Source organism: Wolbachia endosymbiont (group A) of Lasioglossum fulvicorne (genome assembly GCF_964028605.1).
Taxonomy (GTDB): Bacteria; Pseudomonadota; Alphaproteobacteria; order Rickettsiales; family Anaplasmataceae; genus Wolbachia.
The window spans coordinates 615,269-639,669 of sequence record NZ_OZ034798.1 but is presented as its reverse complement, the minus strand read 5'-3'; the positions used below and the strand labels follow the sequence as shown (position 1 = coordinate 639,669).

20 protein-coding genes, 2 tRNA genes and 2 pseudogenes are annotated in these 24,401 nt (G+C 36.9%); 13 read left to right on the top strand and 11 right to left on the bottom strand.

What is annotated here, in order from left to right:
* Positions 1–165: 165 nt before the first annotated feature.
* The 6 genes from ABWU71_RS03450 to ABWU71_RS03425 all read left to right on the top strand — a co-directional run bounded on the left by ABWU71_RS03450 (position 166) and on the right by ABWU71_RS03425 (position 7,109).
* Positions 166–1,569 carry an NAD(P)H-dependent flavin oxidoreductase gene (locus ABWU71_RS03450; RefSeq protein ID WP_353284796.1) on the top strand — a complete coding sequence of 468 codons (1,404 nt, stop codon included), beginning with the start codon at positions 166–168 and terminating at the stop codon, positions 1,567–1,569.
* A 73-nt stretch (positions 1,570–1,642) separates the two neighbouring features.
* Complete coding sequence (locus ABWU71_RS03445; protein ID WP_353284795.1) at positions 1,643–2,029, top strand: hypothetical protein; 387 nt, start codon at positions 1,643–1,645, stop codon at positions 2,027–2,029.
* A 136-nt stretch (positions 2,030–2,165) separates the two neighbouring features.
* Positions 2,166–2,243, top strand: a tRNA-Arg gene (locus tag ABWU71_RS03440).
* An 82-nt stretch (positions 2,244–2,325) separates the two neighbouring features.
* A complete protein-coding gene (dnaJ, locus tag ABWU71_RS03435; RefSeq protein WP_353284794.1) occupies positions 2,326–3,444 on the top strand; it encodes a molecular chaperone DnaJ in 1,119 nt (372 codons plus the stop codon).
* Between the two features lie 210 nt (positions 3,445–3,654).
* Positions 3,655–5,289 (top strand): ribonuclease J, encoded by a 1,635-nt coding sequence (locus tag ABWU71_RS03430; protein WP_353284793.1) that lies wholly within the window; start codon positions 3,655–3,657, stop codon positions 5,287–5,289.
* A gap of 563 nt (positions 5,290–5,852) precedes the next feature.
* Positions 5,853–7,109, top strand: a complete 1,257-nt coding sequence (locus tag ABWU71_RS03425) for a protein TolB (RefSeq protein WP_353284792.1) — start codon at positions 5,853–5,855, stop codon at positions 7,107–7,109.
* 312 nt (positions 7,110–7,421) lie between these two features.
* On the opposite strand, the gene gatC is transcribed toward ABWU71_RS03425, so the two are convergent.
* From gatC to ABWU71_RS03410, 3 genes are all read right to left on the bottom strand, one after another.
* On the bottom strand, positions 7,422–7,775 hold the full coding sequence (gatC, locus tag ABWU71_RS03420) for an Asp-tRNA(Asn)/Glu-tRNA(Gln) amidotransferase subunit GatC (RefSeq protein ID WP_353284791.1): 354 nt from the start codon (positions 7,773–7,775) through the stop codon (positions 7,422–7,424).
* Positions 7,765–8,691 (bottom strand): ribose-phosphate diphosphokinase, encoded by a 927-nt coding sequence (locus ABWU71_RS03415; protein WP_353284790.1) that lies wholly within the window; start codon positions 8,689–8,691, stop codon positions 7,765–7,767. Before ABWU71_RS03415 ends, gatC begins: the two co-directional genes overlap by 11 nt.
* A gap of 334 nt (positions 8,692–9,025) precedes the next feature.
* Entirely contained in the window at positions 9,026–10,144 is a 1,119-nt protein-coding gene (locus ABWU71_RS03410; protein ID WP_353284789.1) for a Fic family protein, read from the bottom strand.
* 278 nt (positions 10,145–10,422) lie between these two features.
* Here ABWU71_RS03410 and ABWU71_RS03405 point away from each other — a divergent pair.
* Positions 10,423–11,282, top strand: a protein-coding gene (locus tag ABWU71_RS03405) for an IS630 family transposase (protein WP_353284534.1) whose coding sequence is annotated in 2 segments (ribosomal slippage) — positions 10,423–10,747 and positions 10,747–11,282 — 861 coding nt in all. Because the reading frame shifts where the segments join, the coding sequence is not laid out codon by codon here.
* On the opposite strand, the pseudogene ABWU71_RS03400 reads toward ABWU71_RS03405, so the two are convergent.
* The 5 genes and pseudogenes from ABWU71_RS03400 to ABWU71_RS03380 all read right to left on the bottom strand — a co-directional run.
* A pseudogene (locus ABWU71_RS03400) lies at positions 11,195–11,476 on the bottom strand (hypothetical protein); the annotation flags it as partial. The gene ABWU71_RS03405 and the pseudogene ABWU71_RS03400 overlap by 88 nt on opposite strands.
* An 8-nt stretch (positions 11,477–11,484) precedes the next feature.
* Positions 11,485–12,277, bottom strand: a protein-coding gene (locus ABWU71_RS03395; RefSeq protein WP_265023453.1) for an IS5 family transposase whose coding sequence is annotated in 2 segments (ribosomal slippage) — positions 11,485–12,012 and positions 12,014–12,277 — 792 coding nt in all. Because the reading frame shifts where the segments join, the coding sequence is not laid out codon by codon here.
* 453 nt (positions 12,278–12,730) lie between these two features.
* Positions 12,731–14,002 (bottom strand): phosphoribosylamine--glycine ligase, encoded by a 1,272-nt coding sequence (purD, locus tag ABWU71_RS03390; RefSeq protein ID WP_353284788.1) that lies wholly within the window; start codon positions 14,000–14,002, stop codon positions 12,731–12,733.
* Positions 14,003–14,036: 34 nt separating this feature from the next.
* Entirely contained in the window at positions 14,037–15,314 is a 1,278-nt protein-coding gene (gene serS, locus ABWU71_RS03385; RefSeq protein WP_353284886.1) for a serine--tRNA ligase, read from the bottom strand.
* Between the two features lie 107 nt (positions 15,315–15,421).
* Positions 15,422–16,214 (bottom strand): IS5 family transposase gene (locus ABWU71_RS03380; RefSeq protein ID WP_353284787.1). Its coding sequence is split into 2 segments (ribosomal slippage): positions 15,422–15,949 and positions 15,951–16,214, totalling 792 coding nucleotides; the frame shifts between segments, so codons are not numbered across the junction.
* A gap of 244 nt (positions 16,215–16,458) precedes the next feature.
* Between ABWU71_RS03380 and fsa the strand changes: the two genes are divergently transcribed.
* Positions 16,459–17,100: a fructose-6-phosphate aldolase gene (gene fsa, locus ABWU71_RS03375; RefSeq protein WP_353284786.1), complete on the top strand. Its 642-nt coding sequence runs from the start codon at positions 16,459–16,461 to the stop codon at positions 17,098–17,100.
* Positions 17,101–17,424: 324 nt separating this feature from the next.
* Entirely contained in the window at positions 17,425–18,372 is a 948-nt protein-coding gene (locus tag ABWU71_RS03370; RefSeq protein ID WP_353284785.1) for an ankyrin repeat domain-containing protein, read from the top strand.
* 25 nt (positions 18,373–18,397) lie between these two features.
* Here the strand turns inward: ABWU71_RS03370 and ABWU71_RS03365 are convergent.
* Positions 18,398–19,257, bottom strand: a protein-coding gene (locus tag ABWU71_RS03365; protein WP_353284517.1) for an IS630 family transposase whose coding sequence is annotated in 2 segments (ribosomal slippage) — positions 18,398–18,933 and positions 18,933–19,257 — 861 coding nt in all. Because the reading frame shifts where the segments join, the coding sequence is not laid out codon by codon here.
* 61 nt (positions 19,258–19,318) lie between these two features.
* Between ABWU71_RS03365 and ABWU71_RS03360 the strand changes: the two are divergent.
* Positions 19,319–19,642 (top strand): annotated as a pseudogene (locus ABWU71_RS03360) (transposase); the annotation flags it as partial.
* Positions 19,643–20,378: 736 nt separating this feature from the next.
* Here ABWU71_RS03360 and pstB read toward each other — a convergent pair.
* Positions 20,379–21,137 (bottom strand): phosphate ABC transporter ATP-binding protein PstB, encoded by a 759-nt coding sequence (gene pstB, locus ABWU71_RS03355; protein WP_353284784.1) that lies wholly within the window; start codon positions 21,135–21,137, stop codon positions 20,379–20,381.
* Positions 21,134–21,919, bottom strand: coding sequence for a 4-hydroxy-tetrahydrodipicolinate reductase (dapB, locus tag ABWU71_RS03350; protein WP_006279993.1), 786 nt, complete (start codon positions 21,917–21,919; stop codon positions 21,134–21,136). The genes pstB and dapB overlap by 4 nt, the downstream gene beginning before the upstream one ends.
* Before the next feature lie 159 nt (positions 21,920–22,078).
* Between dapB and ABWU71_RS03345 the strand changes: the two genes are divergently transcribed.
* From ABWU71_RS03345 to ABWU71_RS03335, 3 genes are all read left to right on the top strand, one after another.
* Positions 22,079–22,871, top strand: a protein-coding gene (locus tag ABWU71_RS03345) for an IS5 family transposase (RefSeq protein WP_265023453.1) whose coding sequence is annotated in 2 segments (ribosomal slippage) — positions 22,079–22,342 and positions 22,344–22,871 — 792 coding nt in all. Because the reading frame shifts where the segments join, the coding sequence is not laid out codon by codon here.
* A gap of 96 nt (positions 22,872–22,967) precedes the next feature.
* A complete protein-coding gene (locus ABWU71_RS03340) occupies positions 22,968–23,864 on the top strand; it encodes a class I fructose-bisphosphate aldolase (protein ID WP_353284783.1) in 897 nt (298 codons plus the stop codon).
* 5 nt (positions 23,865–23,869) lie between these two features.
* Positions 23,870–23,941: transfer RNA gene (locus ABWU71_RS03335), tRNA-Cys, on the top strand.
* Positions 23,942–24,401 lie beyond the last annotated feature (460 nt).

Here is a 24,401-nt window from a genome sequence, read left to right as displayed (position 1 = left end):
GGGTGACACCCTTCCGGTTGGAACTGCTCTCAAACTACAATATTTGTGCAGCGTGGATAGGATAGGCTTTGTTAGCTATAGAGGCTCTGATGATACAAGAAAAAATAAACAGCTATCATTTTTTTAGTAATTAAGTAAAATAGAGTGAAAGATTGCGAGGAAGTTTTGAAAAATAAGATAAAAAAGATAGTAATTTCAGGAAAGGAAGTGTGGCCAATCATCGAGGGCGGCAAAGGCGTTGCAGTTAGTGATGGAAGATCAAGCGGAGCATTTGCTGCAGCAGATGCTGTGGGTACATTTTCTGGTGCAAATGCTAAGCTTATTGATGATAATGGCGAGTTAGTGCCGCTGATTTACAAAGGCAAAACAAGAAATGAAAAGCATAGTGAATTGATTGAGTATAGTATTGAAGCTGGAATTAGTCAGGCAAGAATAGCAAATGAAATATCAAAAGGTCATGGAAGAATACACATGAATGTACTTTGGGAGATGGGAGCAGCAGAACGCGTGCTTCATGGCATATTAGAAGGAGCGAAAGGTTTGATTCATGGTATTACCTGCGGTGCTGGTATGCCTTATAGGCTTGGAGAAATTGCAGCTAAATATCAGGTTTATTATTACCCTATTATCTCATCGGTGCGCGCTTTTAAAGCATTATGGAAGCGTGCTTACCAAAGAATATCTTCCTATTTGCTTGGTGGAGTAGTGTATGAAGATCCATGGCTTGCTGGAGGGCACAATGGACTGAGTAACAGTGAAGACCCAGAGCTACCACAGGCTCCATTTGAAAGAGTTGCAGAGCTTAGATCTTTCATGAACGAGATCGGTCTTTCAGAAACACCAATTGTTATGGCAGGAGGAGTGTGGCATTTGAAAGATTGGGAACATTGGTTTGACAATCTGCAAATTGGACCAATAGCTTTTCAGTTTGGCACTCGTCCACTTTTGACGAAAGAAAGTCCAATTTCTGCAGAGTGGAAAAAGAAGCTACTCACTTTAGAAGAAGGTGATGTATTTTTAAATAAATTCAGTCCAACAGGGTTTTACTCATCTGCAGTAAAAAATAACTTCATACGTGAGTTGCAGGAACGGAATTCACGTCAAATAAAGTTTTCAGAAAATGCTAGCGAAGAATTTAATAATGAATTTGCAATGGGTAGCAGAGGTAGAAAGATCTACCTTACTGCAAAAGACAAAGAACTGGCAAATACATGGACTAAAGCAGGGTATACAGAAGCAATGAAAACTCCAGATACAACTGTTATTTTTGTGACGCCAGGCAAGTTTGCAGAGATAAGACAAGATCAAATCAATTGTATGGGATGCTTAAGTCATTGTTTGTTTAGCAATTGGAAAGATCATGGTGACCATTCAACAGGTCGGAAGCCAGATCCGCGTAGTTTTTGCATACAAAAAACACTGCAAAACGTTATACACGATGGTGATATTGAGAACGAACTCATGTTTTCCGGACATAATGTATATAAATTCAAGCAAGATCCGTTTTATGAGAATGGCTATGTACCGACAGTAAAAGAGCTGGTGGAAAGGATATTGACTGGGTATTAAGTTGGGCTCAAGTTGACAAGTAGACTCAGAAGACAGTAGAAAACTATTAGCTTTAGGTATAGTAGCTGCAGTTGTGTGTATTGTTTTACATGCTGGTATGTGTTTTTGGTATAACAGCAGCAGAAAAACGGCTAGAAAAGAAGAAAAAATAGATTACCTGGATAATAAACTTAAGATGCTTAGGAATATAGAATTTGCAGTTGGCGCTGTTCCTTTGGCAGCTTTGGTAGCTTGTGCTGTTTACCCAGTCTTACCAGTGTGGGGTTTAGTTATCCTTGGTGTTAATTCTCTTGTGTGTTTTGCTGGTGGTTTAGCTTTTCATATGAAGCATGAGGAAGAATCAAATAATATTGAGAAGGCTAAAGGAGAGGTAAAAAGCTATTTTCAAGGTCTTCGGGATACTTCTCCAACTTATGGCCCACCTCCTCCTTACTCTTATCCAAGCGCTCCTCCTTTATAGTGAATTTTATAGTCCTAATGCGGAACAGCAGTGTGGGGATTGTGAGGGGTTCACGCGTAATAAAAATTAACAGTTTTATTTTTAGCCAAATTAATTGAATCAAGCCACAAAATCTGCTAAAGTTAACTTTGTGAAAGCACCCTTAGCTCAGTTGGATTAGAGCATTTGACTACGGATCAAAAGGTCGGGCGTTCAAGTCGCTCAGGGTGCACCACATTTTATAGGAAACAGAAGTCACACTTGAAATTAATATATGTAATACCTATCTTTAAAGGTTAAGCACTAAACTATTATATATGAGCAAAAAAGACTACTATGATCTGCTGGAAGTAGGCAGAAATGCCAGTATTGATGAGATAAAAAAAGCGTATAAAAAATTAGCGTTAAAATATCATCCTGATAGAAATCCTGGCAATCAAGAAGCAGAGGAAAAATTTAAAGAAGTAACAGCTGCATATGAAGTTCTGTCTGGCTCTGAGAAAAGGGCAGGCTATGACCGTTATGGCCACGAAGGTGCTTCTGGTGGGTTTCAAGGCTTCAGCTCTGCAGGAGATTTTAGCGACATATTCAATGACTTCTTTGGTGGAGGATTCGGTGGTGGTGCAAGTAGATCGAGAGCAAAAAGAAGTACAACAGGAGTATCTGGAGCAGACCTACGTTATGATCTTGAAATTACCTTAGAAGATGCATTTAAAGGAATACAAGCGCCTATACATTATGTGACAAATGTAAAATGTGATGCATGCCAAGGCACAGGTGGCGAAGGAGCAATTAAACCAGTTCAGTGCCACACATGCCAGGGAAGCGGTAGGATTAGAACTCAACAAGGCTTTTTTACCATCGAAAGAACATGTACTACATGCTATGGGGAAGGAGAAATAATACAAAACAAATGTAAGAAATGTGGTGGAAGTGGACGTAGAAGAGATGAAGTAAATATATCCGTTTCAATTCCAAAAGGCATAGAAGAAGGAGCTAAGGTAAGGATAAGTGGTAAAGGAGAAGCTGGAACAAAAGGTGGAAAAAGTGGAGATTTATACGTATACGTGAAAATAATTTCCCATAAAATCTTTACTAGAAATAAAACAGATTTACACTGTAAAGTGCCTATAAGAATGACACTAGCAGTGCTTGGTGGTGAAATCGGTGTCCAATCAATTGATGGAGCTAAAATAAAAGTAAAGGTCCCTGAAAGCACTCAAACTGGTACCAAACTACGTTGTAGGGAAAATGGTATGCCATATATGAACTCACATGCTCGTGGTGATTTATATGTACAGGTAATAGTTGAGACTTTAAATCCAAAAAATTTAACTAAAAAGCAAATTGAACTATTAAAAGCGCTTGAAGAAGAGGAAAATGCAAGTGTACAACAGCAATCTGAAGGGTTTTTTAGTAAAGTAAAAAAAAAATAAGAAATCTGCTAAATGGCATGAAGGAATAACTGTTTACGGGTTTTCACATTTAATCCTGCAATTCTTTGACCTTATTGATGAAAAACTTAACAATAGTGTTATTATTAGCCAACAGAAACTTCTTAGTTTCTTAAAACTATGTAAAAGCAATAAATTTCTTTATTTAAGGTCGAAGTTTTGCTATCCTCAGGTTTTGATAATTTAAATTTAATGAATATAAACAAAAATGAGTTTTTATTTCTTCCGCTTGGGGGAGTGGGAAGAATCGGGATGAATGTTAGCCTATATCATTACCAAGGTAAGTGGATTATGGTCGACCTTGGTGTTGGTTTTGCAGATGAAACTATGCCAGGTGTTGAGCTGCTCATTGCTGATATAGATTTTATTGCCCAAAGAAAAAAAGATTTACTTGGAATAATAATTACACATGCACATGAGGACCACTGTGGTGCAGTGCCCCACTTGTGGGAAGAGTTGCAGTGCTTCATATATACAACAAAGTTTACGGTTAATTTTCTTAAAGAGAAACTAAAAGAATTTCGATTAGAAGGTATAGTGCCTGTGAAAGAGGTGGACATAAATGGCAGCACAAGTTTAGGTCCTTTTACCATCGAGTTTATAAATGTAACTCATTCAATTCCTGAGGCAAATTCAATATTAATTAGCACTGAAATGGGTAGTGCACTCCATACCGGAGACTGGAAATTTGATCCAAAACCTGTTGTTGGATTAACTTCTAATATGGAGCGTCTAAAAGAAATTGGCGATAAAGGTGACCTGCTTGCAGCAATTTGCGATTCAACCAATATATTAAGCAAGCATCACCCTGAGTCAGAAGGTGAAATTTATAATAATATTTATAACATAATAAAGCGGTCTAAAAAATTAGTTGCTGTTTCGCTATTTGCTTCAAATGTGGCACGAATTGAAACGATAAGCCAAGCTGCAAAAGCACTAAATAGAAAAGTAGTTTTACTTGGTAGATCTTTATGGAGAATAGTGAAAGTTGCGCAAGATAGTGGTTATTTAACTGATTCTCCTCAGTTTCTTGAAGCAAAGGAAGCAGTAAATTTTCCAAGGGAAGAACTGGTGCTACTTTGCACAGGTTGTCAAGGTGAGCCACTGGCAGCTACCGCAAGACTTGCTGCTAAGAGTCATCAAGCATTTAAAATGCAGCAAGGTGATACCATGATCTTTTCGTCAAAAATCATTCCTGGAAATGAAACTCGTGCGCACAACATGCTCAATGCCTTTATTGAGATGGTGGTAGAAGTTGTTACTGAAAAAACAGAGCATGTTCATGCTTCTGGGCATCCAACAAGAGAAGAGCTGAAGGAAATGTATTCTTTAATAAAACCAAAGATGTCTATTCCAGTTCACGGCGAATATATTCACACGCATGCACATGTAAAATTTGCTAAAGAGTGCGGTGTGGCAAAAGCAATAATGATTGCACCAGGTGATATTGTTAATTTGGAGAACGGAGAAAAAGTTGATTCAATTGATGTTGACTACTTTGGTATTGATGGTACGCTGCTACGTCATCCGGAGTGCAGTGTTATAAAAATGCGTAAAAGAATGAGAGATGCTGGAGTTATTGTGGTAACAGCAGTTGTAAACAAGAAAAATAAATTGCTTACTAAACCAAAAGTATTTGTACCTGGTGTTTTTGAAGCGCTGGAAGATGCAGCTATTATACAGAAAATTGTCAAGAAAGTTGAGTCGTTGTTTAGTTTGCAGCCAACAAAAAAAATTAAAAATAAGATTGAAAATTCAATATTGAGTATCTTAAAGGAATATTTACTAAAAAGACCTATAATTGAGGTTCAGATAGAACAGGTATAGAAATATACCTCTTTTATTAACCATTATTTGAGTAAGAAGTTAACAATGTATTCTTTGATGTTATTTCAGCATGCAATACTGGAATCCATAAAAAAATCAGTGTCAAGCACACAACTATATGAACGTTGTGATTTTAGAGCAATCCCTGCCGGTAGGGGTGTCATCCCAGTGCTCCGACACACAGCTGTACGAACATTTGTTCGCAGAGGCAGTGTGTTAGCCGATTTCACCTCAAACACAAAGGTGTCATCCCAGTGCTTGACACTGGGATCCAGCAAAATTGATTGTAAACAAGCGCACTATACAACATTGTCGATGAAATTGCCAGAAAACTGGATTCCAGTGTCAAGCACTGGAATGACACCACCTGCCACCTACAAATTGCAATGTTCGTATAGTTATGTGTCAAGCACTGGGATGACATCAGAGGTTAATGTCACCTACTGTAACGCGAGAAGTTCGAACAGTTGTGTATCAGCTACTTTCATGACGTCGTTTGTTGTGCAGTTTACCTTCAAAAGTAAACGTTTGCTAGGATGATAGAGAGCAAAGCAGGAAGTCTAATGAAGTTATTCGTTCAACTAATATTGCTTGTTTTGTTATTTATTCCTTATTTTACAAAAGCTGCTTTATATGTTGATATAAAAAAAAGCAGTGTTGGTAACATCGGTCTTGTTGTATCTAAATGTACATGTAAAACAGTGCTGGAAAGCGAATTAAGCGAAAATATTGCAAAGGTAATAGGAACAAATTTATCTAATTGTGGCTTATTTAATGTAAAACGTGGCGCGGAAGCTGAATCTTGGAAAAGCGATACTGTAGTCACAGTAAGTTTAAGCGAAATATCTGGTAGTGCATTAGAGCTATCATTTCGTTTATTTGACACTTTTACAAAAAGAGAATTACTTACTCAGTCAGTTGTTTTTCCAGCAAAAGACTGGAGAAAAATTGGTCACCTCGTTTCGGATGTGATACATGATAGATTGATTGGTGAGAAAGGGCACTTCAACACAAAAATCACGTATATTGCTGAAGAAAAAGATAGCAACTACAAATCTGTGCGTAAAATTGCTGTGATGAATCAAGATGGAAGTAATATAAAATACTTAACAAATGGCGATAGATTTGTGTCAACACCGAGATTCTCACCAAATGGAAAGGGTATTGTTTATATCTCATACGCAAATGGTAAAAGTTATATAATATTAAAAAATTTAAAAGATAACACTGAATCAATAATCAGCGCATTTGAAGGAGTTGTTTCTGCACCAAGATTTTCTCCCGATGGTAAATCTCTTTTAATTTCCCACTCATTGGGTGGTGAAACGAATATATTATCTTTGGATTTAAATAGTAAACGCACGAAAAAAATTACCAAAGGTTCAGCTATAAGCACTTCTCCCTCTTTTTCTCCAGATCAAAAGTATATGGCTTTTAGTTCTGATATAAGTGGGAGTCAGCAACTGTACGTTATCGATTTTACTAACAAAAGTAAAAAACCTAAAAGAATTAGTTTTGGAAGTGGAAGATATGCTACGCCCGTTTGGTCGCCAAAAGGAGATCTGATAGCTTTTACAAAGATTCAGTCAGGAAAATTTTACATAGGAGTTATGAAGCCAGATGGCAAAGAAGAACGTCTGCTTTCAGAGGGGCATAAAATTGAATCCCCGGCATGGCTACCAAATGGTAGAGAAATCATTTTTACAAGAACAGAATCACCAAGCAACTCTAAACTATATTTAGTAGACTTAGTAAAGAAAAATCAAAAAATGGTTTCCACTCCCACAAATGCTTCTTTACCGGATTGGTCTTATTTTTGAAAGTAGATTTATTGTATCTGTTCAGATGCATGGCTAATGTACAAATACTGAAACAAAAATTCCAGTGCTCCCTTTCTTGTCATCCCAGTGCTTGACACTGGGATCCAGATTGGGCACTAAGTTGGTAAACACGAAAGCGGTTAATCCTCTACAACGTTTTTGATGGAACTGTGCAAAAGGACTGGATTCCAGTGTCAAGCACTGGAATGACACCCATTTGTTCCTATAGTTGTCTTTTCTCGTCTACCTTATTTTGCCACTCTGCTGAACAGATACGATCTATTATAGGTTTGATATGAGCCTTATTTTACCTTAATCGCTTATAACCTTTGGCACTACGAAATACCCATGCTCAGGTTTTGTATTGGACAATATCTCTTCTTTAATGTTTTGAGAATTTATAACATCATCGCGTACATGAATGTCCTTGTCTATACTGCCATAACGCATAGGAGAAACACCTTCAGTATTAACTTGCAATAAAGTATCATGTATCCAATCCAGCATTGTCAGTTCTTTGGAGTAGTGATCAATCTCGTCATTTGATAACTTAATCCTTACAAGCTGTGCAATTTTAAGCATTTCTTCTTTGGTAATTGTTATTTTTCTCTTATTTGCAAATTCTATTAGTGAAGTAATAACGTCTCCTGTTGACTTAGCTGGCATCTTTACCTCCTTGGATAAAGTGAGTTAAAATATCTGCGACCGAAACAACTTCTATTTTACCAGTTTTTTCAAGTTTGTGAAGTATGGTATCCGTAATCACTAATTTATCTAAAGAAGAGGAAGAAATTTTCTCAACTGCACTTCCTGAAAGCACGCCATGTGTGATGCATGAAATTACGGACTTTGCTCCGTGGCCTTTTAAAGCAAGAGCTGCATTACACAATGTTCCACCAGAGTCAACTATATCATCAACAATGACACAATTTTTATTTGCAACTTCTCCTATTATGTTCATTACTTGAGATGTGCCTGCTTTCTCCCTATATTTATCTACTACAATAATCTTATCACTTAACCCTATCTTGTACTTTTCCTCTAAAGTCTTTGCAAAAGCACGTGCTCTGCCAATTGCTCCAACATCAGGTGCAACAATTGCCAAGTTTTCCGTGTGTATAGAGTCAACAAATGCTTCAAAGCAGTTCAAATTGGTTATCGGTACATCAAAGAATCCTTCAATTTGACTTGAGTGCAAATCAATAACTGCAACACTACTTGCACCTGCAGTTTGAATAAGATTTGCAACTAATTTTGCACTTAAAGCAGATTGCATATTATTGTTCTTGATAATTCTATCTTGCCTGCTATATCCATAATAAGGAATAATTACTACTATCCTTTTGGCTCCTAATCTATTTACTGCATCAATTATAAGCAGAAGCTCCATAAGATTATCATTCACAGGGGAAGAAAGAGATTGTATTATATATACTTCTTGATTATATAGATCATTTGCTACTTCTACATTTACCTCGCCATCGGTAAACTTTGATATCCAAGCAGAGGATGGTTGAACATCTAGCCGGTTAACTACTGATTCCCCTAATTCCTTACTAGCATTACCTATTATTATCTTCATAACGCACTAATTGAGTTTTTAAGATTATACAGAAATTGTGAAATAATTGAAATGTAAGTTTCTTTATCTATAGCTAAAGTAACTTAGGTTATATCCGTTCAGCAGAGTGGCAAAATAGGTAGACAAAGTGCTCTAAAAAGATAATCATAGAGTAAATGTGAGATAAGTCCTTACAATAAATGGTGTCATCCGAGTAGCTTGACTACTTGGATCCAGAAAAATTGACTGTAAACAGGTACACTATACAACATTTTCGATCAAAAGCTGGATTCCAGACTGGAATGATACCACCTGCAAATTGCAATGTTCGTACAATTGTGTATTAAGAGAGAGCTTATTGTTCAAGAAGTTCTAGATAAGCCTCAAATCTATAAAGTTTATTACGCTTTTTGTTGTTGCTATCTTTCACTAATATTTTGGCTTCAACAAATTGTAGGATTAGATTATTTACTGTATTGTAAGTTTTATTTAATCTTTTGCTTAATTCTTTAACACTTATAACTGGAAGTTGAAAAAGTATATTCAATGTTTGCAATGCTGTATCACGGATCTTGAAGAAGCATTGATTTACTTGAATTATGTTTACTAAGTCCCTTTCCAACCTTTCAATGCTCTTAGCTCTACAATAAGCATCAAAGCTACTATCTTTTATAGCATTTAAGTAATACTCGATCCACCCCTCAAAGTCACCATGAGTTCTTATTCTGTCTAAACATCTATAATAATCAAAGTGGTTCTTTTTAAAATAGTAGGATGGATAAAGTATTGGAGTTGATAATAAGTTGTAATGAATTAGTAGTATTACAATTAAAAGTCTTCCTATTCTTCCATTACCATCTATAAATGGGTGAATAATTTCAAATTGTGCATGCACTAGCCCTACCTTTATAAGTGGAGGCAATTTGTTATCAGTGTTAACATAGTTTTCTAAGTCGTTCATTAGATTGACTACTTCAGGTGCATGGGCTGCAATGAGATCACCAACACGTACAGAATCTGCACGATATTCACCACCACCTTCATTAGATTGCATTAATTCTTTATGAGCAGTTAAGATGGTTTGTGCTATTGTTGAATGTTTTGCTGTACTGAGCGCCATCTCAAGTGATTTTGTATAATTCATAACTAATTGGGTTTGCTTGTTAGGTTTTGTTGATGATACTCTTTGAGTAAAAACATCAAGTAAAGTTGTGTGTACACCTTCAATTGCGGAAGAAAGTAGTGCTTCTTTTACAATATATGCCTTAATAAACCTTTCTGCATTTGGTAAACACTCAGCCATTTCGTTCAACTGACCAAGCTTTATCATTGTTTCACCGTAAAGAACAGCAATATTTTCACTAAAACTAAAAAGAGGATCTTTCGGTGGTAATGGATAAGGGACAAAGTGTGCTAACTTATCTATATAATGGTAATATCCACTTTCACGCATTGTTTCAATATACAGACCCAAATTGAAACAACTATACAAAATCCTGCTTATGTTTCAAGATAAATGACTTTAATGAAATATAATTTATCTAGTCATTTGTATCTGCTAACATACTACACTTCCCATTGTAGAGCCTCTGCAACTTACTGAAATTTATAATCGCTTTATAAAAAGCTTTATACTCTTTGCTTAATTGGAGGTGCTACCTCTGCACTTTCTGCTCCATCCATGGTACTATAGCTCTTTTCATAGAAGTCCGGATGTGATAAGATAAGGATAGACGATGATAAGGAGGTTGAGTGCCAGCAGCATATAGTTATGACTTAAGGAAAAAAGCAATGGAAGCGCTAGAGGAGGGAGGAAGCAGAGAAACAGTGGCAGCAAGATTTAAAATTGGACGAACTACTTTATGGGAGTGGCAGCAAAGAAGAAAAGAAACAGGAGACTTTCAATCAAAAAAACTTGGAAATGGAGGTTACAATCACAAAATTACCGACTGGGATGCCTTTGCTAAATTTGCCAGAGAAAACGGAGGAAAGACTCTGTCGGAAATGGCTAAACTTTGGGGCAACGTTAGTATCCAAACGATCCACCTAGCTCTCAGAAAAATTGGATTTACGCGCAAAAAAAGACATATGGATACAAGGAAAGAAACGAAGAAAAACGTGCTGAATTCTTAAAAATTATAGCAACAAAAGAACCAGAAAACTTAGTTTATATAGATGAGTCTGGCATTGATAACACAGAGGACTATCCATATGGGTATTGCCAGAAAGGACAGCGGTTTTATGGCCTAAAATCTGGAAAGAAAACTCAACGAATCAGTATGGTTGCAGCCTTAAGTAGAAGAAAGATAGTTGCTCCATTAACCTTTGAAGGCCACTGTAATATGGATGTTTTTAATGGATGGTTTGAGCAATTTTTGACACCGATCTTGGAACCTGGACAGACTGTCATTCTTGACAATGCTACTTTTCATAAGTCTGGTAAGATTATCGAGCTTGCTAGAGGAGTTGGTGCAGAAATTTTGTATCTGCCGCCGTATTCTCCAGATTTCAACAAAATTGAGCATCATTGGTTTGCTATAAAAAACAGAGCTAGGAAAAACATTCCTCTATTCGAATCCTTTCGTCGTGCTGTTGATTCTGCCTTCCTATGACCTGTTCGGACTATTATGAGAAATACTATACTTGTTTTTTTTGCAGTAATTTTTTGAGTGCTACCATCTGCCTTATTCTTGATATCTGCTCCATATGATCTTAATACTTCAATAGCTTTCTCGTTTCCACTATTCAGCGCAATATCCAAAGCATCCATTCCATCATTATTTTTGTGGTTGATAAAATTCTCTAAGAGCCTGTTCATAATCTTTTCAGAAGTAAGGCAGTGAAAGCCAGAACGACCATTTGTAGGCTAGTATTGAGTTTTCGCTCACAATTTTTCCACAATCTTCTACATTTTTCTAACCAAGCAAAAGATCGCTCCACAACCCATCTTTTGGGCAATACAACAAAGGAATGTAATTCATTTCTTTTTATCACTTCAACGGTTGCACCAATAATCGTTTTTATTTGAGTTGCAAAATTCTCTCCAGTATAGCCTGCATCAACCAGTACATTTTTAACTCCCGAGAGGTTTTCTTTTGCATTTTCGACCATTCTCACAGCACTGCTACGGTCAGTTATCTCTGCTGTTGTTATATAAATTGCATGGGGCAAACCTTGCGTATCTACTGCAATATGGCGTTTTATTCCTGAAATCTTTTTGCCTGCATCATAGCCTTTTTCTTCAGCAGTATCTGCATTTTTTACACTCTGTGCATCAATTATGCAGAAGCTGGTTTTTTCTTTCCGACCATTGTTTTGTCGGACCACGCCAACTATTTTTTTTTAACACCAGCTCCAGAACACTTTCTTTATCTGCATCTGGTTTTTCACTCCACTTCTTAAAATAGTCGTAACAATTGCGCCATTTTGGAAACTCTTTTGGTAGCATTCTCCACTGACAACCGCTTTTCAGAACGTATAACACTCCACAAAATACATCATACAAATCAAGTTTCCTTGGTTTTGTTTTTTTTCTACAGGACTCTAGATCTGGTAACATAATCTCAAATCTTTCCCGACTTATATCACTTGGGTATAAACTCCTCATATATCCTAACTTATATATATTATCTCTTAGTTTATTCCTTTCTTGAGATCATGTACAGGTTCTTAAACGCTGCAATTTAGCTGCTTTTAAATGCAACTAACCTTAGCTTTAATATTTAAGAAATTTACCAGGCAGAAAAAAAAGGCATAGAAAACCCGCAGTAGCTAGTTATTCACTCTCTATTTTAAAATTTGACGTTGGGTGATGTCTTGAACGCTTTATAAGCGCGTTTCAGCTTATATAGGTAAAAAACTAGAAATTTGATAAAGACATAAGGTACACATAGTGCAAAAATTTAAGCATAGTACGCCAAATACAAGTTTTCTTGTCGTTTTAATCTGCACAGATTGCGAAGTTAAATGAAATAGCTTCACTGTCATGATAAGGGGGCTGGCGGAGGGTGTCAAGTAAGTTTTTTGTTTCTGTGAACCACCTGCTAACCGACAGCTAACATTAACTACCGATATCGTATCTGAAGAAGCCCCCTGGCCATTCTAAAAAATTTAATGCTGAGTACACCTTACTTTTGGCTTCCTCTATAGTGCTCCCTTCTGCTACTATATTTAGCACTCTTCCGCCATCTGAAACTAAGTTACCACTTTCATCCAATTTAGTACCAGCATGAAACACCAATACACCAGGAATGCTTTCAATTTTATCTAATCCTTTAATTACTTCTCCCTTTTGATAATCACCCGGATAGCCTTTACTTGCAACAACTACACAAACTGTAGATTTGTTGTTAAGTTCCACCATTTTGACATTTAACTTTCCTTCTGCAACTGACAACATCAATTTTAACAAATCGCAATTTGAATCAAATCTAGGTAATATAGATTGCGTTTCTGGATCACCGAATCTAACGTTATACTCGAGAAGTTTTGGGCTATCTTTGCAAATCATTAAACCAGCAAAGAGTACTCCTTTATAAGGCGTACCCATGTTAACCAATGCTTGAGCTGTAGGGTATATTATTTTTTGAATAATTTTTTGCTCCATGTCCTTACTTATAATTGAAGGTGATGAGTATGACCCCATACCTCCAGTATTTTGGCTTTCATTACTTTCATCAACTCTCTTATAATCTTTTGCACACCCAAGAGTTACTACTTTCAACCCATCAATAAGAGCAAAAAAACTTACTTCTTCTCCAATTAAAAACTCTTCTATGATTATTTCTTCACCTGATTCACCAAATTTTTTCTCCACTAGCATTGAATCTATTGCTGAAAAAGCTTCGTTTTCTGTATTACATATAACCACCCCTTTCCCTGCCGCAATTCCATTTGCTTTCACTACAAGTGGAAACTTTATTTTATTGCTACGTACAAAATCTTTAGCTAACCCTTCATCAACAAAACACTCGTACTTGGCAGTTGGTATACCATATCGTTTACATAATCCCTTGGTGAAAGACTTCGATCCCTCAAGTTTTGCAGTTGCTTGACTTGGAGCAAAAACATTTATTCCCTCTGCAACTAAATCATCAGCAAGCCCATCAATTATTGGTTGTTCTGGACCAATAACAACCAACTCTATATTTTCTCTCTTGCAAAATTGTGTAACATCCACTGAATTTTGAATATTTACATCCACAAGAACTCCCAAATTTTCCATGGCCGGGCGACCAGGAGTGACATATAACTCAGTCAAGATAGGAGATTTTTTTAGAGCCCAAAGTAGAGCGTGCTCACGCCCACCAGAACCTATAACCAGAACCTTCATCTTTATTTCCCCGCTTTTCTATATGTCAAAATTATTATTTGCTTATAACAGTACCATTACTCATGTATTTTTGCAACACGTTTGGTATTGCAATCGACCCGTCAGAATTTTGATAATTCTCCATTATGGCAATAATCGTTCTTCCTATAGCTAAAGCTGAGCCGTTTAAAGTGTGAATATATTTTTTTATCTTTTTATCAGTTTCTGAAGAGTATTTAGCGTTCATCCTTCTTGCTTGAAAGGCACCACAATTTGAGCAGCTTGATATTTCTCTATATTTATTTTGCTCAGGTAACCATACCTCTATGTCATAAGTCCTTTGTGCAGCAAAACCCATATCACCACTACAGAGTAGCATTACTCTATACGGCAATTCTAGTTTTTTTAATATCTCTTCAACAACACTCGTCATGCGCTCAAGTTCATCGTTTGATTGGTCCTCAGTTGTAATACTCACCAATTCCACTTTACCAAATTGGTGTTGCCTTATCATGCCTCTCGTGTCTCGCCCTGCGCTGCCTGCTTCTTTACGAAAACACTCTGAATACGCAGTAAAGCGAATAGGCAGTTCTTTTTCTTCCACTATTTTATCAGCAACCAAATTTGTTAAAAACACTTCACTTGTGGGAATCAACCTCAATTCGTCGGTAGTTAAATACGAATCTTCAGAAAATTTCGGTAGTTGACCAACATTATACATAGCTTCGTTTTTCACCAAAGCCGGGTGGTACACCTCAGTATAGCCAAATTCATTAACATGCATTTCAAGCATAAAATTTATTAGCGCTCGTCCAAGCTTAGCTAACTGTCCTTTTAATATCGCAAATCTTGATCCGGAAATTCTCGCCGCTTGTTCGAAGTCCATTAAACTTAATTTTTCTCCGAGTTCATAATGAGATTTTGCTGTAAAATCAAACTGTCTTTTTCTTCCATATTTTCTCACCTCTAAATTAGAGTTCTCATCTGCGCCTATTGGCACATCTTGCGCAGAAATATTCGGCAAGTTAGATAAAACACTCACTAACTTATCCTTTTCTGCTTGCTCTTTTAAGCTGATTGCCTCTATCTCATTCGTGATGTTTTTTGATGATTTTATTTGCTCTTCACAGGGGCTCTTGCTCATTTTAAGCTTCTTTATTTCCTCTGTGATTTCATTGCGCTGCCTATTTAAATCTTGCAATTTAGTGGTTAATGACCTTTTCTCGTGATCAATTTCTAATATCTCTTTTGCAGTAAACTCTCTTATCCCCCTGCTTTTTATTGCCTTTTCAAATCCTTCAGGGTTTTTGCGTATATATTCTATATCGTGCATATATTGTGCTATTACTAACATTGTTACTGTACTTTAAAAGCTCTTAATATTCAATATTTTCTCATACTACTAAAATTATTATGGTTGATTTTTTTGTTAGAGCCTGTTCATAATCTTTTCAGAAGTAAGGCAGTGAAAGCCAGAACGACCATTTGTAGGCTAGTATTGAGTTTTCGCTCACAATTTTTCCACAATCTTCTACATTTTTCTAACCAAGCAAAAGATCGCTCCACAACCCATCTTTTGGGCAATAAAACAAAGGAATGTAATTCATTTCTTTTTATCACTTCAACGGTTGCACCAATAATCGTTTTTATTTGAGTTGCAAAATTCTCTCCAGTATAGCCTGCATCAACCAGTACATTTTTAACTCCCGAGAGGTTTTCTTTTGCATTTTCGACCATTCTCACAGCACTGCTACGGTCAGTTATCTCTGCTGTTGTTATATAAATTGCATGGGGCAAACCTTGCGTATCTACTGCAATATGGCGTTTTATTCCTGAAATCTTTTTGCCTGCATCATAGCCTTTTTCTTCAGCAGTATCTGCATTTTTTACACTCTGTGCATCAATTATGCAGAAGCTGGTTTTTTCTTTCCGACCATTGTTTTGTCGGACCACGCCAACTATTTTTTTTTAACACCAGCTCCAGAACACTTTCTTTATCTGCATCTGGTTTTTCACTCCACTTCTTAAAATAGTCGTAACAATTGCGCCATTTTGGAAACTCTTTTGGTAGCATTCTCCACTGACAACCGCTTTTCAGAACGTATAACACTCCACAAAATACATCATACAAATCAAGTTTCCTTGGTTTTGTTTTTTTTCTACAGGACTCTAGATCTGGTAACATAATCTCAAATCTTTCCCGACTTATATCACTTGGGTATAAACTCCTCATATATCCTAACTTATATATATTATCTCTTAGTTTATTCCTTTCTTGAGATCATGTACAGGTTCTTAGGGGTCTGGGCACTGGGATGACATCTTTTTTCTTGGTACAAATTACTCTTATGTCTCAATATTTGTACAGTTGTGTTATCGGCCGTTTGATGTTTACAACGCAGGAAGTTCATACGGTTGTAAGTCAAGCGGTAGGATGACAAGATTTTGCAAGGGTATTTTTTTTATAGGAGATTAATATGGAAATTTTTCTTGATAGCGTTGATTTAAATGAAATTAAAGAACTAAAGGAGTTCATTGACGGCATAACAACTAATCCTTCTTTAATAGCAAAGTCCGGGCGTAAAGATAAATACGAGGATTTAGTGCGTGAAATATGCTCTATTATAAAAGGGCCTGTTAGTGTTGAAGTTGTTGCAGATAGCCATGAAGAGATGATTACAGAAGGTCTGAATTTAGCAAAAATTGCTGATAATGTTGTGATCAAATTACCTCTTACACATGAAGGATTAATTTCTTGTAAAAAGTTATGGACAGAGCATAAAATACCTGTTAACATCACATTATGTTTTTCTCCTGGGCAAGCACTGCTTGCCGCTAAGGTCGGTGCTTGTTTTATTTCCCCCTTTGTTGGTCGCCTTGATGATATAAGCTGTGATGGCTTATCGCTAATAGAAGATATATGTACTATATATTCTAATTACGGTTTTGATACTAAAGTTCTTGTTGCATCAGTGAGAAGCCCAGCGCATGTAATGGAAGCTGCAAGGCTTGGTGCTGATTCAATTACTGTGCCAGCAAAAGTACTTAGACAATTAATTAATCACCCACTTACTGACCAAGGGCTAGCAATATTTGAAAAAGACTGGGGTGTAAAATAATAGACGGTTACAAATGAACATAAAAATTGGCGTATCCGTTCAGGCAATGGCGTCAACTTAAGAGCCTTCATTAGCAAACTCTCCTAAAGACATGATGGCGTTTGCTACCTTATTGCGGCTGCCCTGGTCGAATTTTAACTTTATAGCTAACCCAAGAAAGGTTTCCCTACATCATACCGCCGCGGCGCTAACGAGTAGCGGAATGACGAATTTGTTGTTTTTCAAATTGTAGGTAAACCTAAAGCTATAGAAAAAAAGAAGAACCAGTTTCTTAGTTCTTCATTGACATAATCCACTCCATATGCCATAATAAAATTTTATATCTTGGAGAAGGAAATGACATTAAGGTTAATACTACAAGAAGTCAACAGTAGTCCAGACCTAAGTGCAGAAAATGTAGTTGAGAAAATCAAAGATGAACTACAGCAGAAGCTTCCAGATATCTACAGTGAGTGGGAAAGTAACCAGTTTGATATAAACCACACATTTGAAGTACTTAATTGTGGTTTATTACTTATAGCAGCTAAAAATGGTTGTGGAAAAGTAGTAAAACACCTAATAAAAAGCGGGGCTAATGTTAATGTACAAGATGTATGGAAAAAAACCTCTTTACATTATTCTGCTCAGTATGGGTATACGCAAGTGGTAGAAGTTTTGCTAGAAGAGGGAGCAGACGTTAATGCACAAGATGAAGATAAAGAGATTCCTTTACATGTAGCTGCTGGCAAAAGAGATATAGAAATAGTGCAAATGTTATTGGAGAAAGTGGCAAATGTTAATCTACAGGATAAATCTGGAGGAACTGCTTTGCACTATGCTACATGTAATGCTAACATATGTACTCCTATGAAGGATGATAGTGCAGCAAAGATAGCGGGACTTTTATTACAAAGAGGAGTAGATGTTAATATAAAAGACGAGGATGGAAAAACTCCTTTGCATTATGCTATTGGTTATGAACTTATACAAACAATAGAAATGCTATTAAAAAAAGGTGCAGATGCTAATATAAAAGACAAGGATGGAAGGGCACCTTTATACTATGCTACTCTTAATTATAGTTACCGTAATATAAGGTTAGGAGGAAAACTGCTACTAGATTGTGACACAACTTTACTAGGTAATTTTTATGAACCTTACAAACCTAGTCCAAGGATGGCAAAACTCCTGCTAAATTATGGTGCAAATCCATCATGCATCCATAGACCTAAAGCTATAACAGCAGGAATTACTGTGGGTGTTATATCTGCTGTTGTAGTTCCACTAGTATAGCATTTCTCATAATAGTCCGAACAGGTCATAGGAAGGCAGAATCAACAGCACGACGAAAGGATTCGAATAGAGGAATGTTTTTCCTAGCTCTGTTTTTTATAGCAAACCAATGATGCTCAATTTTGTTGAAATCTGGAGAATACGGCGGCAGATACAAAATTTCTGCACCAACTCCTCTAGCAAGCTCGATAATCTTACCAGACTTATGAAAAGTAGCATTGTCAAGAATGACAGTCTGTCCAGGTTCAAAGATCGGTGTCAAAAATTGCTCAAACCATCCATTAAAAACATCCATATTACAGTGGCCTTCAAAGGTTAATGGAGCAACTATCTTTCTTCTACTTAAGGCTGCAACCATACTGATTCGTTGAGTTTTCTTTCCAGATTTTAGGCCATAAAACCGCTGTCCTTTCTGGCAATACCCATATGGATAGTCCTCTGTGTTATCAATGCCAGACTCATCTATATAAACTAAGTTTTCTGGTTCTTTTGTTGCTATAATTTTTAAGAATTCAGCACGTTTTTCTTCGTTTCTTTCCTTGTATCCATATGTCTTTTTTTGCGCGTAAATCCAATTTTTCTGAGAGCTCGGTGGATCGTTTGGATACTAACGTTGCCCCAAAGTTTAGCCATTTCCGACAGAGTCTTTCCTCCGTTTTCTCTGGCAAATTTAGCAAAGGCATCCCAGTCGGTAATTTTGTGATTGTAACCTCCATTTCCAAGTTTTTTTGATTGAAAGTCTCCTGTTTCTTTTCTTCTTTGCTGCCACTCCCATAAAGTAGTTCGTCCAATTTTAAATCTTGCTGCCACTGTTTCTCTGCTTCCTCCCTCCTCTAGCGCTTCCATTGCTTTTTTCCTTAAGTCATAACTATATGCTGCTGGCACTCAACCTCCTTATCATCGTCTATCCTTATCTTATCACATCCGGACTTCTATGAAAAGAGCTATAACTGACCGTAGCAGTGCTGTGAGAATGGTCGAAAATGCAAAAGAAAACCTCTCGGGAGTTAAAAATGTACTGGTTGATGCAGGCTATACTGGAGAGAATTTTGCAACTCAAATAAAAACGATTATTGGTGCAACCGTTGAAGTGATAAAAAGAAATGAATTACATTCCTTTGTTGTATTGCCCAAAAGATGGGTTGTGGAGCGATCTTTTGCTTGGTTAGAAAAATGTAGAAGATTGTGGAAAAATTGTGAGCGAAAACTCAATACTAGCCTACAAATGGTCGTTCTGGCTTTCACTGCCTTACTTCTGAAAAGATTATGAACAGGCTCTTATAACACTCTGCAAGATTCTCCTCATTGATAAGGTGTATCAGCGATGTAAATTTTACCCGCTTATCTTGCTTCGCTCTTACCGCTATCTGGTTTAGTTTTTCTTGCATATTCCTCCAATCTCTGTTGTATCAGTATTGCAATCCCTACTCCAGTTGCTATATTGCTGACCGCTTCCCCTTGTATGTGACACTCTGAGTACTATCAATCAGTCCGACTTCCTTTGCATCTTCCGTTAGTCCTCGCCTTTGTTGACTTGTTCCAGCGTACCTTAGTAGGAATACAAAGGATCTCCCAAGTTCATTTAGAATCCATTTCAATACATGACACGGCCTCTGATCCCGATAGAGTGAGTGATAACTTGCCTTATTGTTACCCTCCATACTGCCTTCCATTTTATGGAAAATGTCGACCTCCATCACTTCATTTTTATTTCGGGACTCAATACCTTCATTTTCATTGCACCCTATATTGTCCATTCCATTAGCTTTACTACGCTCGTTACCTCACGCAGCATAATGGTCTGTTCTAGGCTGTTGGCTAGACTTCGCCTAAGTTGGATTTTCACCAACTGTATTCTAAACGCTTACTTGGCGCACCCATAACAAAAATGCCTGAAAAACGTTAATAATTATATACTATTATTAATAATTATTCAATCATATTTTTAAGTATTACAATTTTTGAAGCTAATGGATTTAATCGCAAAGCCATAGGATGACAGAAATTTAATGATCCAGGATATACTCCTTTGTTAAGGGAGATTGAGCATTTTCGAATATTTCTTGAGTGCTTCCAGACTCAACAATTCTGCCATTATGAAAGAAAATTACACTATCAGATAACTTTTTAGCTTGCTTCATTGAATGAGTCACCATAATTATAGTAAATCTTAATTTCAGCTCTTGTATAAGATTTTCGATTGCATTGGTTGCCATTGGATCAAGAGCAGAGCACGGTTCATCCATTAATAAAATAGTTGGCTTCACTGCAATTGCGCGAGCGATGCATAGCCTCTGTTGTTGGCCACCGGATAAATTAAGTGCGCTATCTTGCAATCTGTCCTTTAGTTCTTCCCATAAGCCAACTTTGGTTAAACTATTTTCCACCATCTCATTCAATTTTTGCTTATCCTTCGCCATACCATGCAGTTTTGGTCCATAAGCAACATTGTCGTATATTGATTTTGGAAAAGGATTTGGCTTTTGAAATACCATGCCAACTTTTGCTCTAAGTAGTACAACATCCATATCGCGTGAATATATATCACCCAGCCCATCGATATCTAATTCACCAACAGTTTTGCAACCTGGTACATAGTCATTCATACGATTAAAACAACGCAAAAATGTCGATTTACCGCACCCGGATGGTCCGATAAAAGTAGTAACTTTTTTCTTATAAATATCCAAATTTATATCGAATAAAACTTGTTTAGAGCCATACCAAAGATTTAGATTTTTAACGGAAGCATATATACCGCTCATATCACATCCTGCATTGAATAGAGCCCCGGAATTTCTCTTTTATTTTCGTATAGCCATACTGCTGCTTGAACAGCTCCTCTAGCAAACGTTGTGCGATCAATTGCTTTGTGGTTTAGTTCTATCCGCTCATCAGAATTAACAAACATCACGCTGTGATCTCCTATTACTCCACCTCCACGAGACACCGCAAAACCTATTCCCCCCTTTTTCCTTATGTTTGAACCACTATGTAAATATTGATTGGACTGAAAATCCACTTTTGAAGCGTTAGCAATTGTTTTGCCAAGTTCTATAGCTGTTCCAGATGGTGAATCCTTTTTTAAGTTATGATGCATTTCCCAAATCTCAACGTCATATTCATTACCTAAAAGCTCAGCAGCTTTTTTTACCAATTTCAGCAACACATTAACCCCAACACTCATATTTGCTGACCATAATATTGGAACTTCAGCAGCATATTCTTTTAAATCGACACCTTCTATTCCAGTTGTGCCACTAACCAGAGGTGTTTTAAATTTTACAGCTGCTTTAAGGCAGTCTAACATACATTCTTTAGTTGTAAAATCTATTACAACGTCGGATAACTCAAATATGCCACTAATAGAACTTGTAACCTTGATTCCTAGATTGGCTATAATTGGTCCAATATCTGAATCTATGTACTTACTGCCTGAACGGGCAACAGCACCTGCTATTTCCACTTTGGTATTTGTAATTAATTCATTGAGTATTTTCTTGCCCATTCTGCCTAAGCAGCCTATTACTCCAACTCTGATTTTCATAAAGCCTATATTAGGCTTTTTTTGAAGCTTTGTCACTTCTGATCTATATTCTATAGCTAACACGTCATACCGTCACGGTATCTCTAGATTCCGCTAAGAACCTGTACATGATCTCAAGAAAGGAATAAACTAAGAGATAATATATATAAGTTAGGATATATGAGGAGTTTATACCCAAGTGATATAAGTCGGGAAAGATTTGAGATTATGTTACCAGATCTAGAGTCCTGTAGAAAAAAAACAAAACCAAGGAAACTTGATTTGTATGATGTATTTTGTGGAGTGTTATACGTTCTGAAAAGCGGTTGTCAGTGGAGAATGCTACCAAAAGAGTTTCCAAAATGGCGCAATTGTTACGACTATTTTAAGAAGTGGAGTGAAAAACCAGATGCAGATAAAGAAAGTGTTCTGGAGCTGGTGTTAAAAAAAAATAGTTGGCGTGGTCCGACAAAACAATGGTCGGAAAGAAAAAACCAGCTTCTGCATAATTGATGCACAGAGTGTAAAAAATGCAGATACTGCTGAAGAAAAAGGCTATGATGCAGGCAAAAAGATTTCAGGAATAAAACGCCATATTGCAGTAGATACGCAAGGTTTGCCCCATGCAATTTATATAACAACAGCAGAGATAACTGACCGTAGCAGTGCTGTGAGAATGGTCGAAAATGCAAAAGAAAACCTCTCGGGAGTTAAAAATGTACTGGTTGATGCAGGCTATACTGGAGAGAATTTTGCAACTCAAATAAAAACGATTATTGGTGCAACCGTTGAAGTGATAAAAAGAAATGAATTACATTCCTTTGTTGTATTGCCCAAAAGATGGGTTGTGGAGCGATCTTTTGCTTGGTTAGAAAAATGTAGAAGATTGTGGAAAAATTGTGAGCGAAAACTCAATACTAGCCTACAAATGGTCGTTCTGGCTTTCACTGCCTTACTTCTGAAAAGATTATGAACAGGCTCTTAGGTATACCTGCAGGACAAGAACCATAAAAAGATCTTTGCTTCAACTACAGTTTTTGCTATACTTTAAGTGAATTTCATAGCATTAATGAATAAAGAAATAAAACAAATCTTAAACTACTACGAAAGTGAAAACCCCGGCGTAAAAGCAAATCTTACTCGTATTCTCATGCATGGAAAGCTTGGCGGCACTGGCAAGTTAGTGATTCTGCCAGTAGATCAAGGATTTGAGCATGGTCCAATTAAAAGTTTTGAAGTTAACCCTGATGCTTATGACCCACATTATCATTTTCAACTTGCAGTTGATTCGGGAGTAAGTGCATATGCTGCTCCACTTGGTATGATTGAAGCTGGTGCTTCAACTTATGCTGGAATGCTCCCACTTATTTTGAAACTTAATAGTTCCAACTCCTTACATTCGAAGAATCTGACTTCTGATCAAGCAATAACCTCTTCTGTGAAAGATGCGCTGCGTTTGGGCTGCTTGGCTGTTGGATTTACTATATATCCTGGTTCTGCTAAGTGTTTCGATATGATGGAAGAAGCCCGTGAAATCGTAGCTGAAGCCAAATCTTATGGGCTTGCAGTGGTGCTATGGTCTTATCCACGCGGTGAAGGAATTTCCAAAGAAGGTGAAACGGCAGTTGATGTTATTGCCTATGCTGCGCACATAGCAGCTTTACTTGGCGCTAATATAATAAAAGTAAAACTTCCAACTAAATATTTGGAAAGGGAGAAAATAGAAACAGAAAATATTGAATCATTATCTAAAAGAATTGAATATGTTAAAAGATCTTGTTTTGCAGGAAAAAGAATAGTAGTTTTTTCTGGTGGCGAGTCGAAATCAGTGAATGACATATGCAATGAAGCGAAAGAAATTAAGCAGGGTGGTGGTAATGGTTCAATCATTGGACGTAACACTTTTCAACGCAAAAAGGAGGAAGCTTTATCTATGCTAAAAGATATGATGGATATCTACACATAAAAAACGGCTGGGTGGCAGAATGGCTTATGCGGAGGACTGCAAATCCTTTTATACCGGTTCAATTCCGGTCCCGGCCTCTTTCATTTTCTATATCTTGTAAAAGTTGCTCAATTCAACAGTAGCTTTAAGTATGTAACCTATAGAGAAAGCTTATCCATTATTCATTCATAAGTAAAATCAATAGACTTCTTGCATAACCCAAACTAAGTAAAAAAAAGGTGTAATCCGAGTAGCTTGACTACTTGGATCCAGAAAACTTAACTTTAAATAAGTGGCTGCATAATAAAGACTAGATTCCAGACTGGAATGACACCCTACTTAACCGTCATACCGCCGCGGTATCTCATCCGCTAACAAGTGGCAACTGTTCTCCCTCGTCATACCGCGATTCATTCGCGGTATCTCTTAGCCGCTAACAAGTAGCGGGATGACGGTTGTCGTTTAGCTACAAACATTAAGAAATTTACCAAACAAAAAAAAGGCAAAAGAAGCCCCGTAGTGCGAGTTTTGACTCTATATTACTGTAAGTGGCGCTGT

Excerpts from the sequence above, each read along its gene's own strand:
- dnaJ (WP_353284794.1), top strand. The coding sequence starts at position 2,326 with ATGAGCAAAAAAGACTACTATGATCTGCTGGAAGTAGGCAGAAATGCC.
- ABWU71_RS03430 (WP_353284793.1), top strand. The coding sequence starts at position 3,655 with ATGAATATAAACAAAAATGAGTTTTTATTTCTTCCGCTTGGGGGAGTG.
- ABWU71_RS03425 (WP_353284792.1), top strand. The coding sequence starts at position 5,853 with ATGAAGTTATTCGTTCAACTAATATTGCTTGTTTTGTTATTTATTCCT.
- gatC (WP_353284791.1), bottom strand. The coding sequence starts at position 7,775 with ATGCCAGCTAAGTCAACAGGAGACGTTATTACTTCACTAATAGAATTT.
- ABWU71_RS03415 (WP_353284790.1), bottom strand. The coding sequence starts at position 8,691 with ATGAAGATAATAATAGGTAATGCTAGTAAGGAATTAGGGGAATCAGTA.
- purD (WP_353284788.1), bottom strand. The coding sequence starts at position 14,002 with ATGAAGGTTCTGGTTATAGGTTCTGGTGGGCGTGAGCACGCTCTACTT.
- serS (WP_353284886.1), bottom strand. The coding sequence starts at position 15,314 with ATGCACGATATAGAATATATACGCAAAAACCCTGAAGGATTTGAAAAG.
- fsa (WP_353284786.1), top strand. The coding sequence starts at position 16,459 with ATGGAAATTTTTCTTGATAGCGTTGATTTAAATGAAATTAAAGAACTA.
- pstB (WP_353284784.1), bottom strand. The coding sequence starts at position 21,137 with ATGAGCGGTATATATGCTTCCGTTAAAAATCTAAATCTTTGGTATGGC.
- dapB (WP_006279993.1), bottom strand. The coding sequence starts at position 21,919 with ATGAAAATCAGAGTTGGAGTAATAGGCTGCTTAGGCAGAATGGGCAAG.
- ABWU71_RS03340 (WP_353284783.1), top strand. The coding sequence starts at position 22,968 with ATGAATAAAGAAATAAAACAAATCTTAAACTACTACGAAAGTGAAAAC.